The organism is Bradyrhizobium sp. CCBAU 53421 (assembly GCF_015291625.1).
Classification (GTDB): domain Bacteria; phylum Pseudomonadota; class Alphaproteobacteria; order Rhizobiales; family Xanthobacteraceae; genus Bradyrhizobium.
On the sequence record NZ_CP030047.1, the window covers coordinates 5,361,202 to 5,375,861 of the forward strand.

Annotated in this window: 13 protein-coding genes; 11 read left to right on the forward strand and 2 right to left on the reverse strand. The window is 65.1% G+C overall.

Annotated elements, in window-relative coordinates:
• Positions 1-104: 104 nt before the first annotated feature.
• The gene (locus tag XH92_RS25640; RefSeq protein WP_194454590.1) at positions 105-1,337 is read left to right on the forward strand and encodes an FAD-binding oxidoreductase; all 1,233 of its coding nucleotides are present in this window, start codon (positions 105-107) and stop codon (positions 1,335-1,337) included.
• A 13-nt stretch (positions 1,338-1,350) separates the two neighbouring features.
• Here the strand turns inward: XH92_RS25640 and XH92_RS25645 are convergent, their stop codons facing one another.
• On the reverse strand, positions 1,351-2,685 hold the full coding sequence (locus XH92_RS25645; RefSeq protein WP_194454591.1) for a dicarboxylate/amino acid:cation symporter: 1,335 nt from the start codon (positions 2,683-2,685) through the stop codon (positions 1,351-1,353).
• A 185-nt stretch (positions 2,686-2,870) separates the two neighbouring features.
• A complete protein-coding gene (locus tag XH92_RS25650; RefSeq protein WP_194454592.1) occupies positions 2,871-4,058 on the reverse strand; it encodes a pyridoxal phosphate-dependent aminotransferase in 1,188 nt (395 codons plus the stop codon).
• A gap of 239 nt (positions 4,059-4,297) precedes the next feature.
• On the opposite strand from XH92_RS25650, the gene XH92_RS25655 reads away from it, so the two are divergent.
• The 10 genes from XH92_RS25655 to XH92_RS25700 all read left to right on the forward strand — a co-directional run bounded on the left by XH92_RS25655 (position 4,298) and on the right by XH92_RS25700 (position 14,577).
• Complete coding sequence (locus tag XH92_RS25655; RefSeq protein WP_194454593.1) at positions 4,298-5,719, forward strand: M48 family metalloprotease; 1,422 nt, start codon at positions 4,298-4,300, stop codon at positions 5,717-5,719.
• Positions 5,720-5,805: 86 nt separating this feature from the next.
• A complete protein-coding gene (locus XH92_RS25660) occupies positions 5,806-6,573 on the forward strand; it encodes a DsbA family protein (protein ID WP_194454594.1) in 768 nt (255 codons plus the stop codon).
• Positions 6,574-6,706: 133 nt separating this feature from the next.
• Entirely contained in the window at positions 6,707-7,654 is a 948-nt protein-coding gene (locus XH92_RS25665) for a hypothetical protein (protein ID WP_194454595.1), read from the forward strand.
• A gap of 126 nt (positions 7,655-7,780) precedes the next feature.
• Positions 7,781-8,656 (forward strand): DUF1236 domain-containing protein, encoded by an 876-nt coding sequence (locus tag XH92_RS25670; protein WP_194454596.1) that lies wholly within the window; start codon positions 7,781-7,783, stop codon positions 8,654-8,656.
• A 326-nt stretch (positions 8,657-8,982) separates the two neighbouring features.
• Positions 8,983-9,468, forward strand: coding sequence for a type II 3-dehydroquinate dehydratase (gene aroQ / locus XH92_RS25675; RefSeq protein ID WP_194454597.1), 486 nt, complete (start codon positions 8,983-8,985; stop codon positions 9,466-9,468).
• Between the two features lie 52 nt (positions 9,469-9,520).
• Positions 9,521-10,027 carry an acetyl-CoA carboxylase biotin carboxyl carrier protein gene (gene accB / locus XH92_RS25680; protein ID WP_194454598.1) on the forward strand — a complete coding sequence of 169 codons (507 nt, stop codon included), beginning with the start codon at positions 9,521-9,523 and terminating at the stop codon, positions 10,025-10,027.
• 24 nt (positions 10,028-10,051) lie between these two features.
• On the forward strand, positions 10,052-11,410 hold the full coding sequence (gene accC, locus XH92_RS25685) for an acetyl-CoA carboxylase biotin carboxylase subunit (RefSeq protein ID WP_194454599.1): 1,359 nt from the start codon (positions 10,052-10,054) through the stop codon (positions 11,408-11,410).
• Between the two features lie 100 nt (positions 11,411-11,510).
• Entirely contained in the window at positions 11,511-13,052 is a 1,542-nt protein-coding gene (locus XH92_RS25690; protein ID WP_246787618.1) for an ATP-binding protein, read from the forward strand.
• Positions 13,049-13,489 carry a response regulator gene (locus XH92_RS25695; RefSeq protein WP_194454600.1) on the forward strand — a complete coding sequence of 147 codons (441 nt, stop codon included), beginning with the start codon at positions 13,049-13,051 and terminating at the stop codon, positions 13,487-13,489. Before XH92_RS25690 ends, XH92_RS25695 begins: the two co-directional genes overlap by 4 nt.
• The gene (locus XH92_RS25700) at positions 13,486-14,577 is read left to right on the forward strand and encodes a sensor histidine kinase (protein ID WP_194454601.1); all 1,092 of its coding nucleotides are present in this window, start codon (positions 13,486-13,488) and stop codon (positions 14,575-14,577) included. The genes XH92_RS25695 and XH92_RS25700 overlap by 4 nt, the downstream gene beginning before the upstream one ends.
• The last annotated feature ends 83 nt before the right edge of the window (positions 14,578-14,660 follow it).

Here is a 14,660-nt window from a genome sequence, read left to right on the forward strand (position 1 = left end):
CCACCCGCAAGTCAAAACGCCCGGTTCACGCCGGGCGTTTTTATTGGACAGGCCATCCGTTCGTCAGACCCCGGCGTGACGGAGCCTGACGGAGACGGATCCCAATGCAAAGCGCGATCGTTCTTGGCGGCGGCATGGTTGGCGTCAGCACGGCGCTCCACCTGCAACGCCGCGGCTGGTCGGTGACGCTCGTCGACCGCAAGGAGCCGGGCCGCGAAACCAGCTACGGCAACGCCGGCATCATTCAGAGCGAGGCCGTGCGGCCCTACCCGATGCCGCGCGATCCGGCCACGCTCGCGAGGATCGCGATGGGGCGCACCAACGACGTGCGCTATCGCCTGGCCTCGCTGCCGCAGCACGCCGGTCCGCTGCTGCGCTACTGGTGGAACTCGACGCCCGAGCGGCACCGCGAAGCCACCCTCGCCTGGGCGCGCCTGATCGCCTACGCCACGGCGGAGCATGACACGCTGATCCGCGACGCCCATGCCGACAATCTGATCCGCTGCGCCGGCTATCGCCTGCTGCATCGCGACCCGGCGGCACTGGAGCAGGCGATCGCGACCGCCGAAGAGAACCAGCGCGACTTTGGCGTGACGTTTCGCGTGCTCGATGGCCGCGAGCTCGCCAAGGCGGAGCCATTGCTGCGCGACGACCTGCCCGGCGCCATTCACTGGCTCGGGCCCTGGACCGTGTCGGACCCCGGCGGTCTGGTCTCGGCCTATGCCGGATTGTTCGAGCGTCTCGGCGGGACACTGCTGCGCGGCGACGCGCAGACGTTGGCGGAGACCGCAACCGGCTGGTCGGTCGAGACGACCGGCGGCCGGATCGATGCCGCCCATGTCGTCGTCACGCTTGGGCCGTGGTCACCGCAATTGCTGCGCAAGTTCGGCTACCGGATCCCGCTGGTGCGCAAGCGCGGCTACCATATGCACTACCAGGGTGGCCGCTCGCTCGACCTGCCGCTGGTCGATACCGCGAACGGCTATGCCATGGCACCGATGGCCAAGGGGATCCGCATCACGACCGGCGCGGAGCTGACCAGCCCCGACGCGCCGGCGACGCCGATCCAGCTTGGCTATGCCGAAGCCGCGGCACGCGAACTGATCGAGATCGGCAGCCGCGTCGAGCCCGAGCCCTGGTTCGGCACCCGCCCCTGCACCACCGACATGCTGCCGATACTCGGTCCCGCGCCGCGCCATCGCGGGCTGTGGGTGAATTTCGGTCACGGCCATCAGGGCTTTACGCTCGGCCCTGCGACCGCGCGGGTGCTCGCCGAAACGATGAACGGCGAGGCATCCGCGGTGGACACCTCGCCGTATCGGCTCGATCGCTTCTGACTCGGGACGAGAGTTAGTCCGTCGTCAGCGCGGTCTCCATGTCAGTCGGGTCGATCTGCCTGGCGAGATTGGCGTTGAGCTTGTCGCGATCGAGCTCGCCCTCCCACCAGGCGACGATCACGCAGGCGACGCCGTTGCCGCACAGATTGGTCAGCGCGCGACACTCGCTCATGAACTTGTCGATGCCGAGCACGATCGCCATGCCCGGCACCAGCCGCGGATCGACCACGGCAAGCGTCGCCGCCAGCGTGATGAAGCCCGCGCCGGTGATGCCGGAGGCGCCCTTCGAGGTCAGCATCGCGACGACCAGGATCGTGAGCTGCTGGCTGAACGAGAGGTCGTAGCCCAGCGCCTGCGCGATGAACAGCGTCGCCAGCGTCATGTAGATGTTGGTGCCGTCGAGGTTGAAAGAATAGCCCGTGGGCACCACGAGGCCGACCACGGATTTCGAGCAGCCGAGACGTTCGAGCTTCTCCATCAATGACGGCAGCGCGCTCTCGGAGGACGAGGTGCCGAGCACGATCAAGAGCTCATCCTTGATGTAGGCCAGGAACCTGAAGATCGAGAACCCGGCGATCCGCGCGATGATGCCGAGCACCACGAGGACGAACAGCGCGGCGGTCAGATAGAACGTTGCGATCAGCCCCATCAGATTGAGGATCGCGCCGGTGCCAAACTTGCCGATGGTGAAGGCCATCGCGCCGAACGCACCGATCGGCGCCGCCCGCATCACGATCGAGATGACGCCGAATACCGCATGCGCGGCGTCGTCGATGAACGAGCGGATGGTGTGGCCGCGCTCGCCGAGGCCCATGATCGCGAAGCCGAACAGCACCGAGAACAGCAGCACCTGCAGGATCTCGCCCTGCGCGAAGGCGCCGACGACGGTGTCCGGGATGATGTGCAGCACGAAGTCGACGCTCTTCTGCGCCTCCGCCTGCTTGGCATAGCCGGCAACCGCCTGGGCGCTCGCCGCCGCGCCGCCGAAGCCCGCGCCCGGCTTCACGATGTTGCCGACGAGCAAGCCGATCACCAGCGCGAAGGTCGAGACGACCTCGAAATAGACCAGCGCCTTGACGCCGATGCGGCCGACCTTCTTGGCATCTTGTATATGCGCGATGCCTGACACCACGGTGCAGAAGATGATCGGCGCGATCACCATCTTGATCAGCTTGATGAAGCCGTCGCCGAGCGCCTTGATCCACTCGTTGGTAGCGAGCGACGGCCAGAATGCGCCAACCAGCGCGCCGAGCACGATCGCGATCAGAACCTGCACATAGAGAATCTTGTACCACGGCTTGCTGCCGGCAGACGCCGGTGAAGCCGTGGCAACGGTTGCCGTTGCCATGTGTCACTCCCCCTCAGAAATGGCGGAAATAGCCAAGATCAACTTGGCCGTTCAAGTCAAATGGAACTGTGTGGGCCCTGCCGTTTATCCGCGGCGATCTGTCGCGTGCTGCTCTGCCGAAAGCGCGGCCAGCGGCTGCGAAACCGATCCAACCGACGAGGCGGAGGGCTCTTGAAGATTGCCGGCTATTTAAGCCAATGCGCGATCCGCGCAACTGCTTCCTGCATCTCCGCCGCCGAACGCGCATAGGAAAATCGGATGAAGGCGCGGCCGTGGATCGGATCGAAATCGACGCCCGGGGTCGCTGCGACGTGCGCCTTTTCGAGCATCTCGCTGGCGAAGGCGAAGCTGTCGGAGGTGAAGTCGGAGACGTCGGCATAGAGATAGAACGCGCCGTCGGCCGGCAGGAACTTGGTCAGCCCGGCCTTGGGCAGGCCTTCGATCAGGATGCGGCGGTTCTCCTGATAGCCGCGCTTGATCGCCTCCATCTCCTCGCGGCCCTCGAACGCCGCTTCGGCGGCGATCTGCGACAAGGTCGGCACCGAGATCGACAGGTTCTGCTGCAGCCGCTCGATCGGCCGCACCAGCACGTCGGGCACCACCATCCAGCCGACGCGCCAGCCGGTCATGCAGAAGTATTTCGAGAACGAGTTGATCACGAGCGCGTTCGGCGACAGCTCCGCCGCCGTCACCGCGGGGAACGCGTAGTCGAGGCCGTGATAGATCTCGTCGGAGATGAAGCGGATGCCCGCGCTGTCGGCGGCCGCCATCAGGCTCGACAGCGCCTCGCGCGACATCATCGTGCCGGTCGGATTCGCGGGGCTGCCGACCAGCACGCCCTTGAGCGGCGCCTTGCGGTGGGCGGCCAGCAACGCCTCCCCGGTCAGCGCATGGCGGGTGTCGCCGGAGGTCTCGATCAGCACCGGCTCGCAGCCGAGCGCGGTCAGGATGTGCCGGTACGGCGGATAGCCCGGCACGGTGACCGCGACCCGGTCGCCCGGCTCGAACATCGCAAGAAACGCCAGGATGAAACCGCCCGACGAGCCGGTGGTGACGATGATGCGCTCCGGATCGACCGCGCAGCCATACGTGTCGCGGTAATGCCGGGCGATGCGCGCGCGCAGACTGGGAATGCCGAGCGCCGAGGTATAGTCGATCCGCCCGCCGGCAAGCGCGGCCTGCGCGGCCGCGATCGCCTGCTTCGGCGCCCCTTCGGCGGGCTGCCCGACCTCCATGTGGATGACATGGCCGCCGGCGGCCTCGATTCGCGCCGCGGCGGCCATCACGTCCATCACCATGAACGGCGGAACATCGCTCCGGCCGGACGCTGTCAACAGGCTGTTCAGTCGGTCTCTCGGTGTCGCTTCACGCATGGATTTCTGCTATTGCACGGCCGCTGCCGAATTCGGGTTCCCGTTACCGGCTACCGCCCCAGACTGGCCGCATTCGGTGGCTCCTTATAACGCTTTCAGGCCAAGTGAATACCCCAGTGCATACCCGGTTCGCGTGAAGAAGAACTGCAAAAACAACAGACTGTGCCACGCGCCTGATCCGGTCGGGTCGGGAACCGGACTCTGCCGCAGCGCGGCCAGTCATCGCCGATAGATCGCCCATGCTGTTCCGCCTCACGCTTCGCACCAGAACCTTCAAGCTGACCGGGTTCAAGCTGACCGCACTCATGACCGCGGTTGCGCTCGCCGTCGGTTCCGTCGTCCCGGCACGCGCCCAGCAGAAGGGCCCGCCGGTGCTGCGCGACACCGAGTCCGAGCAGCTGCTGCGCGAATACACGAGGCCGATCCTGCGCGCTGCGGGCCTCGAGAAGCAGAACATCCAGATCGTGATCATCAACGAAGGCTCGTTCAACGCCTTCGTTGCAGATGGCCGCCGCATCTTCGTCAATTACGGCGCGCTGCTGCAATCGGAGACGCCGAACCAGATCATCGGCGTGCTGGCGCACGAAACGGGCCATCTGGCCGGCGGCCATCTCGCCAAGATGCGCGAGCAGCTCGCGCAGGCACAGACCCAGATGATCATCGCGATGCTGCTCGGCGTCGGTGCGCTGGCCGCAGGCGCTGCCAGCGGCGGCGTTGGAAACGGCCTCTCCAGCGCAGGTGCCGCCGCGATCTCGGCGCCGCAGTCGGTCATTCAGCGCACGCTGCTCTCCTACCAGCGCCAGCAGGAGGAGAACGCCGACCGCGCCGGCGTCAAGTTCCTCAACGCGACCGGCCAATCCGCCAAGGGCATGTACGAGACGTTCAAGCGCTTCACCGACGAAAGCCTGTTCGCCGCGCGTGGTGCCGACCCCTATCTGCAGTCGCACCCGATGCCGGTCGATCGCGTTTCCGCGCTGGAGGAGCTGGCGCGCTCGAGCCCCTATTGGGACAAGAAGGACGATCCGGCGCTGCAGCTGCGTCACGACATGATGCGCGCCAAGATCTCGGGCTTCATGGAGCGGCAGGACACGGTCTACCGCCGCTATCCGCTGTCCAACACCAGCCTGCCGGCGCGCTATGCGCGCGCGATCACCACCTATCTGCACGGCGATCTGCGCTCGGCGATCGCGCAGATCGACGGCCTGATCCAGCTCCAGCCCAACAATCCCTATTTCTACGAATTGCGCGGCCAGGCGCTGCTCGAAGGCGGCCGGCCGGCGGAGGCGATCGCGCCGCTGCGCCGCGCGGTACAGCTCTCCGGCAACTCGCCGCTGATCGAGATGCTGCTCGGGCAGGCCCTGGTTGCCTCGGACAACAAGGCCTACACCGACGATGCAATCAACATGCTGCGCGCCGCCGTGGCGCGCGAGCCCGAGGCGCCGCTCGGCTATACCCAGCTCGCGATGGCCTACGGCCGCAAGGGCGACTATGCCCAGGCCGACCTTGCCTCGGCGCAGGCCGCCTATCTCCGCGGCGACAACAAGACCGCCCGCGAGCTTGCCTCGCGCGCCAAGACGCGGTTCGCGATCGGCACGCCCGGCTGGGTCAAAGCTGACGACATTGTGAGCGCCAAGCCGATGCCGGGTCAGAAAAACAACTAGAAATAAACCGTAGTTCCATACAACGATCACCGAAACCGGCCCACGGCCCCGCCGTGTTTTGGGCCACCTCGAACAAGGATTTTGCCATGCCAGCGCTTCGTTTTCTCGCCCCTGCCCTGCTCGCGCTCGGCATTTGCACAGCGCCGCTGACTGCGTCCGCGCAGAGCTTCAACGACACCCAGCGCGGCGACATCGAGACCATCGTGCGCAACTACCTGATCGCGCATCCCGAGGTGCTCGAAGAGGCGATGAACGAGCTCAGCAAGCGACAAGCCGCCGCCGAGGCCGAGAAGCACGAGCAGAGCGTCGCCAAGAACGCCGACACGATCTTCAACTCGCCGCGCGGCGTCATGATCGGCAACAAGGACGGCGACGTCACCTTCGTCGAGTTCTTCGATTACAATTGCGGCTACTGCAAGCGCGCTATGTCCGACATGCTCGACCTGATGAAGTCGGATCCGAAGCTGAAGGTCGTGCTGAAGGAGTTCCCGGTTTTGAGCCAGGGCTCGGTCGAGGCCGCCCAGGTCGCGGTCGCCGTGCGCATGCAGGATCCGACCGGCAAGAAGTATCTCGAGTTTCACCAGAAGCTCTTGGGCGGCCGCGGCGCCGCCGACAAGGCGCGCGCGCTGGCGGTCGCCAAGGAAGTCGGTCTCGACATGACCAAGATCGAGAAGGACATGGCAAGCCCCGAGGTGAAGGCGACCATCGAGGAGAACTTCCGCCTCGCCGAATCCATGGGCATGAACGGCACGCCGAGCTACGTGATCGGCAAGCAGGTCGTGATCGGCGCGGTCGGCGTCGACGGTCTCAAGGAGAAGATCGGCATTGCCCGCTGCGGCAAGGCGACCTGCTGATCGTCCTTTCGACAGCGCTTATCCACTCAGCAAAATCCGGCTGCCTGGCAGCCGGATTTTTTGTTGGCAGCACCGAACCACTTCCGCGCCGGCTGCAACCAAGGGCGGTCACCAACAATGGAAGCCGCACGCCATGCCCCTGGCCCCGCCAACCTTTGCTCCACCAACACTCGGCTACGATCTCACGCTGCTGAAGACGGCGCCACAGCGCGGCACCGACCAGGATCACGGCTGGTGCTACGGCCTGCCGCCCGGCATTGGCAGCGAGCAATGGCCGCTCAGCCCCCACGACGGCTTTCCGATGCAGCACTGCTTCACGCTGCGTGTTCCGCCGCAGTATCGCGTCAAGGGTGAGACCCATGTCGCTCTCGCCATGTTCGCCGATCAGCAATATGACGAGCCCGTCGAGATCGACGCGGTCGCGCAATATCTCGCGGCGGAGACCATCGCGCGTCCATCCGATCCCAACCTGCTGCCGTACTTCGCCTATCGGCAGAACCGTCATCCGATGGAGTTTCGGATGAAGGACATCATCGACCACAATTTCGCGGCGATCTGGCTCACGGAGACCGAATTCGCAGGACCGCTGTGCCGGCCGCCGGAGCTTGCCGGCAATCCGTTGCTGGAAGCCAATTCGCCGCCGCGCTGGCTCGTGAAGGGCGCGGCGCGCACGGCGTTCGACGTCAACGTCGGCCGCACCAGCCGCATCGACGAACTGGAGAAGACGTACTGGTACCGCCTGTTCGGCCGCATCCCCGAGACCGGGCACCACGGTTACGGTATCGGGCTTGCGCTGCGCGACGACGATCCCAATGTCGGCAAGCCGCCGCGCGATCATCTGCTGCACAAGGGCGAGCTCGGCGATTACATCGCGCCGTACGGCGAGCAAGGCAGTGCACGCGGTCTCGAGCGGTTGCACGGGCGCAACCATCTCGGCGGCACGATGTTTCCGAACCAATGGACGCCGAAATACAGCGCGACCTATCTCGAGATCGAGGAGCATTTCGGCGGTTTCAATTTCGGCGGCGGCAACGGCCAGCTCGATCTTGCGAGCATGGAGTTCGACTGGGCCTGCGGTTGAAGCGCTAATTGTTCATCGCGCATTCACCCAGGAAACTAACCGCGGGGAACCGCAAATCAACAGGAACATCGCACATCCTCTCCCGTTGTCGGCGCGGGCAATGCTGAAAAACGAGGAGGAATTTCGATGTCTAAACGCTTTCTGATTTCGGTTGCTGCGGCGGCCCTGATCGCCGGCACCGGTTTCGCGAACGCACAGGGCGCCGGCGGCGCCAACAAGGAGTCCGGGGCCGGCGGTGGCGCGACCGCACAGCACTCTGCACCGTCCGGTGGCGCGTCGTCGGGCACCATGGAGCACGATAAGAGCGGCATGAAGGGTTCCGAGCATTCCACGACTGGTCAGTCTTCTTCAGGCATGAAGGATGACTCGTCCAGCATGAAGGGCGCCGAGTCCGAGAAGTCCGGTACCGCCACCAAGGGTGCCCAGGAGAATACGCAGAAGTCGAAGGGCATGAGCTCGGAGAACGATGCGACCAAGGGCTCCAAGGAAGGCTCGAAGGACATGAAGGCCGAGGGCCGCGACAAGAGCGGCAACATGAAGGCCGAGGAGCGTGACAAGAGCGGCAAGATGAACGCGGAAAGCCGTGAGGGCCGCGATCGCAACAACGCCGCCGAGAGCCGCGACAAGAGCGGTGCCACCACCAACCAGAACGCTCAGACCAAGAGCCCGACCGACACCAACCGCGCCCAGACCAACGACACCAGCCGGACCCAGACCACCACCGGCAACGCGGCGACGTCGGCCACCGCGGCGCCGCCGGCCGAGAAGCGCACCCAGATCTCGACCGCGATCAAGTCGGAGCACGTCACCGAAGCCACCAATGTGAACTTCAACGTGGCGGTCGGCACCCGTGTCCCGGCTGACGTTCACTTCTATCCGGTGCCGGAGCGGGTCGTGACGATCTACCCGCAGTGGCGCGGCTACGAGTTCATCCTGGTCCACGGCCGCTACGTGATCGTGGAGCCGCAGACCCACGAGATCGTCTACATCATCGAGGGCTGACCCGGGCCTCGGCGCGAGGGTGCCATGACGGGCCCTCGCCGCAATCCCAACCCCGCCCCTTTGGGGGCGGGGTTTTGCATTCGGCCACAACCCGGTGGATGGCTCGCCAGGGACAGCCGAGGGGCGCCTTCCGTCAGATTTGGTTAATCAGTAATTTCCGCAGGTTACGCCAACCACCTAACAGGGTGGAGGAAGCTGTTGAAGACGTTCCGATTTCACCTAAAGACTTCCCCTGCGGCCGGTTGTTACCTATAACCCGGCCCACTCCACCCCTCGTCGGACCCCCTCGGACCCCTTGGCCGGACCCCTTGGCAGGAAACTCTGGAATGGCTGCTGCCGGAACGATCTATGTGCTGAACGGCCCGAACCTCAATCTGTTGGGGACGCGCGAGCCGGAAACCTACGGCCATGCCACCCTCGCCGATGTCGAGAAGCTGTGCGTGGACACCGCGCGCCAGTTCGGCTTGACCGCCGACTGTCGGCAGTCCAACCGCGAGGGTGAACTGATCGACTTCATTCACGAGGCCTACGCCAAGAAGGCGGTCGGCATCATCATCAACGCCGGCGGCTACTCCCATACCTCGATCGCGCTGCATGACGCGCTGGTCGCGGTCCGGATTCCCGCCGTCGAAGTCCATGTCAGCAATATCCACGCCCGCGAGAGCTTTCGGGACCACTCGTTCACTGCTAAAGCCGCCTTCGCGTCACTTTGCGGCTTCGGCATCGACGGCTACCGGCTTGCGATCATCGGCCTCGCCACCAGGATCGGAGCGAAGGCCGATGCCAGGACCGATGCCAAGGCAAAGACTTAATCGTCAATCCTGACGTTCCCCGTCACCAGACAGAGATTTCGGATCAAACAACATGGCGCGCCAGCCAGACGACAAATCAGCCGCAAAATCCAAGGGCGACTCCAAGAATGACGACAGCGTGCTCATTCGCGAGCTCGCGCTGCTGCTTGCCGAGACCAACCTCACCGAGATCGAGATCGAGCGCGCCGGTCTGCGCGTCCGGGTCGCACGCAACATCAGCATCGCCGCATCGTTGCCCACCGCCGCCATCCATGCGGTTGCCGCACCGGCCGCCGTGGCGATGCCAGCTACCGCCGTTGCGGCTGCCACCGACCTCGCAAAGCACCCGGGCGCCGTGCCCTCGCCGATGGTCGGTACCGCCTATTGGTCGCCCGAGCCGGGCGCCAAGCCGTTCATTGAAGTCGGCACCAAGGTCTCGGCCGGCCAGACGCTTCTGATCATCGAGGCGATGAAGACGATGAACCAGATCCCGTCGCCGCGCGCGGGCACCGTGACGCAGATCCTCGTCGAGGACGGCCAGCCCGTCGAATTCGGCGAGCCGCTCGTCATCATTGAATAGCTTCCGTCAACCTCAGGCGCTGCGATGTTCGACAAGATCCTCATAGCCAATCGCGGCGAGATCGCGCTTCGCGTGCTGCGCGCCTGCAAGGAGCTCGGCATCTCGACCGTCGCGGTGCATTCCACCGCCGACGCGGACGCCATGCATGTGCGGCTCGCCGACGAAAGCGTGTGCATCGGGCCGCCGCCGTCGAAGGATTCCTATCTCAACATTCCGGCGCTGCTGGCGGCCTGCGAGATCACCGGCGCCGACGCCGTGCATCCCGGCTACGGCTTCCTGTCCGAGAATGCGCGCTTCGCCGAGATCCTCGCCGACCACAATCTGGGCTTCATCGGACCGAAGGCCGAGCACATCCGCCTGATGGGCGACAAGATCGAGGCCAAGAAGACCGCAAAGCGCCTCGGCATTCCGGTGGTGCCGGGCTCGGACGGCGCGGTGACCTCGGAGGCCGACGCGCTGGCGATCGGCAGGGAGATCGGCTTTCCGGTGCTGGTGAAGGCAGCGGCCGGCGGCGGCGGCCGCGGCATGAAGGTCGCCCACACCGAGGCCGACCTCGCGCTGGCGCTCTCGACCGCGGCCAACGAGGCCAAGTCGGCGTTCGGCGACGCCTCGGTCTACCTGGAGAAATACCTGCAGAAGCCGCGCCACATCGAGATCCAGATTCTCGGCGACGGCCGCGGCGGCGCCATCCATCTCGGCGAGCGCGACTGCTCGCTGCAGCGCCGTCACCAGAAGGTCTGGGAGGAAGGCCCCTCGCCGGTGCTCGCGGCAGCGGCGCGCGCCAGGATCGGCGAGACCTGCGCCAAGGCGATGCGGGACATGAAGTATCTCGGCGTCGGCACCATCGAATTCCTCTACGAGGACGGCGAGTTCTATTTCATCGAAATGAACACGCGCATCCAGGTCGAGCATCCCGTCACGGAAAGCATCACCGACATCGATCTGGTGCTTGAGCAGATCCGGATTGCCGCCGGCGGTGACCTTCCGGCCAAGCAGAACGACATCGCGATCATCGGCCACGCCATCGAGTGCCGCATCAACGCGGAGAATCCGCAGACCTTCCGTCCCTCGCCTGGACGGATCACGCAATTCCATCCGCCCGGCGGCCTCGGCGTGCGGATCGATTCAGCAGTCTATCAGGGCTACGTGATTCCGCCCTATTACGACTCGCTGGTCGGCAAGCTGATCGTGCACGGCAAGACCCGCGGCGAATGCCTGATGCGGCTGCGCCGGGCGCTGGACGAGATGGTGGTCGACGGCATCGAGACGACGCTGCCGCTGTTCCGCGCACTGGTGCGCGAGCCCGACATCATCGAGGGCGACTATCACATCCACTGGCTCGAGCAGTATCTCGCCGGCCAGCCAGCCGACGCCCCGAAATAGTTTGGAACTTCGTGGAACCCAAGGCCCCGTTCAAGCGTACTTAAGGGCTATTGGCTTTCCACGGGGACGCATTGAATCCCACTTCCGCAACGAGACCGTCGTGACGGCAGTTTCACGACGCCGGTCCACGCTACAGATCCTGCTGCTTTCGGCGGGATTTTTCGTGCTGGTCGCGGTCAGCGTCGCATCGGTCCTGCTGGTCAACAAGGCGCGTGAGGACAACGCCCTGGTGGTCCATACGGTCGAGGTCGAGAGCCAGGTCGCCAACCTGTTGGTTGACATCAGGCGCGCCGAAAGCGCGACCAGGGCGTATCTGCTGACGTCAGCACCACAATACCTGTCCGAGTACCAGGCCGCGGCAGCAGGACTCCCTGCCGCGCTCGGTCATCTCCAGATGATGACCGTCGACAATCCGGCGCAGGTCGCCAATACCGCGAAGCTCAAGGCCGCCGTCGAGCAGCGGCTGGCGGAGTTCGCCCTCAGCGTCGAGCGCGTCAAGAACAATGACGCGGTGACCAGCATCGACGTGCTGCGCAAGAGCACATCGACCGATGCGGTGCAAGCGATCGCCAGGATCGGCCGCGACATGCGCGCCGAGGAGGCTCGCCTGCTGGCGCTGCGCACCGCGACGGCGGACCGGACCCAGGTGCTGGCTTCCTCCGTCACCATCGCCGGCTCCTGCATGGTGCTGGCGCTCGCCGCCTTCTCGGTGGTGCTGCTGCGGCAATCGTCGCGGGCGCGCGACGAGGCCGAGGCCAAGCTGCGCGACAGCAACCTCAATCTCGAGACCATCGTGGACGAGCGGACCTCCGACCTGCGCGAGGCCAACGAGGAAATCCAGCGCTTCGCCTATATCGTCAGCCACGACCTGCGCTCGCCGCTGGTCAACATCATGGGCTTCACCAGCGAGCTTGAGGAGCTGCGCAGCGACATCTTCAAGCGCATCGCCACGCTCAATCGCGCCGCGTCGCTGGCGCCGGCGATACCGGAAGATGCGACCGACGTGGCCGAGCCCGAGCTCGAAGGCTCCGACAAGCAGCTGTCCGAGGATTTCAACGAGTCGCTCGGCTTCATCAAATCGTCGATCGCCAAGATGGACCGCCTGATCAGCGCGATCCTCAATCTGACCCGCGAGGGCCGCCGCGAGTTCAAGCCGGAGCGGATCGACACGCGCGAGCTGATCGACGGCATCGTCAAGACGGTCGCGCACCAGGCGGCCGAGGCCAATGCGACCGTCGAGATCGGTGCGCTGCCGAATATCGTCAGCGACCGCCTCGCGCTGGAGCAGATCTTCTCCAACCTGATCGACAATGCACTCAAGTACCTCAAGGACGGCGTCCCCGGCGAGATCGCGATCGAGGGCCGCACCAAGCTCGGCTTTGCGATCTTCGAGGTCACGGATAACGGCCGCGGCATCGATCCGAAGGACCACCAGCGCATCTTCGATTTGTTCCGCCGCGCCGGAACCCAGGACAAGCCCGGTCAGGGCATCGGGCTTGCCCATGTCCGCGCACTTGTGCGCAGACTGGGCGGCACCATGTCGGTAGCATCGGAACTTCACAACGGCAGCACGTTCACGATCACGCTGCCTATCAAATGGTCAGGCAAGAACTCAAGCAAGAACCGGGACAAGGAATCATGAGCGATCCAGTCACCATCATCATGATCGAGGACGACGAGGGCCATGCCCGCCTGATTGAGCGGAATATCCGGCGCTCAGGTGTCAACAATGCGATCGTTCCGTTCACCAACGGTACAGAGGCGGTGAACTACCTGTTCGGCAAGGATGGCAGCGCGGTCGAGCGCAAGGGCCAGGCCCTGCTCATCCTGCTTGATCTCAATCTGCCTGACATGACCGGCATCGATATTCTGAAGCGGGTCAAGGAGAACAAGCATCTCAAGTCGACGCCGGTGGTCGTACTGACCACGACCGACGACTCCCAGGAGATCAAGCGTTGCTACGAACTCGGCTGCAACGTCTACATCACCAAGCCGGTGAACTACGAAAGCTTTGCCAACGCCATTCGCCAGCTTGGCCTGTTCTTTTCCGTGATTCAGGTGCCGCCAGCTTCGATATGACCAGCGCAACGCCGACACTGCTCTATATCGACGACGACGCGACGCTGGCGCGCCTGGTCGAACGCGGGCTGACGCGCGCCGGCTACAAGGTCGTGCATGCCGCGAGCGGCCAGGACGGCCTCGAGCGGCTCGCGCAGGGCGGCATCGACGTGGTCGCGCTCGACCAGTACATGCCCGGCCTCGACGGGCTGGAGACGCTGGAGCAGATCCTCAAGATTGCCGACGCGCCGCCGGTGGTGTTCGTCACCGCTTCGCAGGATTCGGCGATCGCCGTCACCGCGCTGAAGGCCGGCGCGGCGGACTATCTGGTCAAGGACGTCAGGGGCGAATTCATCCCCCTGCTCCAGGTCGCGGTAAACGGCGCGGTCAAGCGCGCCGCGATCCAGAAGGCGCGCGACGAGGCCGAGGCCGAGGTGCACGCCTCACGCGACCGCTACGCCGCGCTCGCCGCCGAGCGCGAGGTGCTGCTGCGCGAGGTCAACCATCGCGTCGGCAATTCGCTGCAGATCATTGCCTCGCTGCTGCATCTGCAAGCCAATTCCGCGAGCCAGCAGGATGTCAAGGCGGCGCTCACCAATGCGATGGGGCGCGTCGCGGCCGTCGCGCAGGTGCACCGCCGCCTCTACACCTCGCACGACTTCAAGACGGTGATGCTCAATCAATATCTCGAGGCGCTGCTCGAGGATCTCAGGCGATCGGCCGAAGGCAACAGGATGTCGCGGCTGACGCTGAAGGCCGACCCGGTCGAGATCGATCCCGACCGCGCGGTCGCGATCGGCATCATCGTCAACGAGCTGGTGATGAACGCGGTGAAGTACGCCTATCCCGATGGCGCCGGCCCGATCCATGTCGAGCTGAAGCCGCAGGCGGACGATTTGCAGCTCGCGATCAGTGATGAAGGCGTCGGCTACTCCGACAAGGCCGATCCACGCGGCACCGGCATGGGCCAGCGCATTGTCGCGGCGATGGCTGCCAAGCTCGACGCCAGCGTCGAGCGCGACCCTGGCCACAAGGGCACCCGCTTCGTGGTGCGGTTTGCCCGCGTCAGCCCGGCGCCGGCGAAATCGACCAGCGCCGCCGCCAGCTAGACTGCTGCCGGCTAGCGGATCGGTCGATTTTTCACGTTGGCCTTAACGGCCGCCTCACCCTGTTGTTCGATAGCCGCCGCCTG

What these genes read in the sequence shown, in the direction of transcription:
- XH92_RS25640 (WP_194454590.1), top strand. Translation starts at nt 105, where the DNA reads ATGCAAAGCGCGATCGTTCTTGGCGGCGGCATGGTTGGCGTCAGCACG.
- XH92_RS25645 (WP_194454591.1), bottom strand. Translation starts at nt 2,685, where the DNA reads ATGGCAACGGCAACCGTTGCCACGGCTTCACCGGCGTCTGCCGGCAGC.
- XH92_RS25650 (WP_194454592.1), bottom strand. Translation starts at nt 4,058, where the DNA reads ATGCGTGAAGCGACACCGAGAGACCGACTGAACAGCCTGTTGACAGCG.
- XH92_RS25655 (WP_194454593.1), top strand. Translation starts at nt 4,298, where the DNA reads ATGCTGTTCCGCCTCACGCTTCGCACCAGAACCTTCAAGCTGACCGGG.
- XH92_RS25660 (WP_194454594.1), top strand. Translation starts at nt 5,806, where the DNA reads ATGCCAGCGCTTCGTTTTCTCGCCCCTGCCCTGCTCGCGCTCGGCATT.
- XH92_RS25665 (WP_194454595.1), top strand. Translation starts at nt 6,707, where the DNA reads ATGCCCCTGGCCCCGCCAACCTTTGCTCCACCAACACTCGGCTACGAT.
- XH92_RS25670 (WP_194454596.1), top strand. Translation starts at nt 7,781, where the DNA reads ATGTCTAAACGCTTTCTGATTTCGGTTGCTGCGGCGGCCCTGATCGCC.
- aroQ (WP_194454597.1), top strand. Translation starts at nt 8,983, where the DNA reads ATGGCTGCTGCCGGAACGATCTATGTGCTGAACGGCCCGAACCTCAAT.
- accB (WP_194454598.1), top strand. Translation starts at nt 9,521, where the DNA reads ATGGCGCGCCAGCCAGACGACAAATCAGCCGCAAAATCCAAGGGCGAC.
- accC (WP_194454599.1), top strand. Translation starts at nt 10,052, where the DNA reads ATGTTCGACAAGATCCTCATAGCCAATCGCGGCGAGATCGCGCTTCGC.
- XH92_RS25695 (WP_194454600.1), top strand. Translation starts at nt 13,049, where the DNA reads ATGAGCGATCCAGTCACCATCATCATGATCGAGGACGACGAGGGCCAT.
- XH92_RS25700 (WP_194454601.1), top strand. Translation starts at nt 13,486, where the DNA reads ATGACCAGCGCAACGCCGACACTGCTCTATATCGACGACGACGCGACG.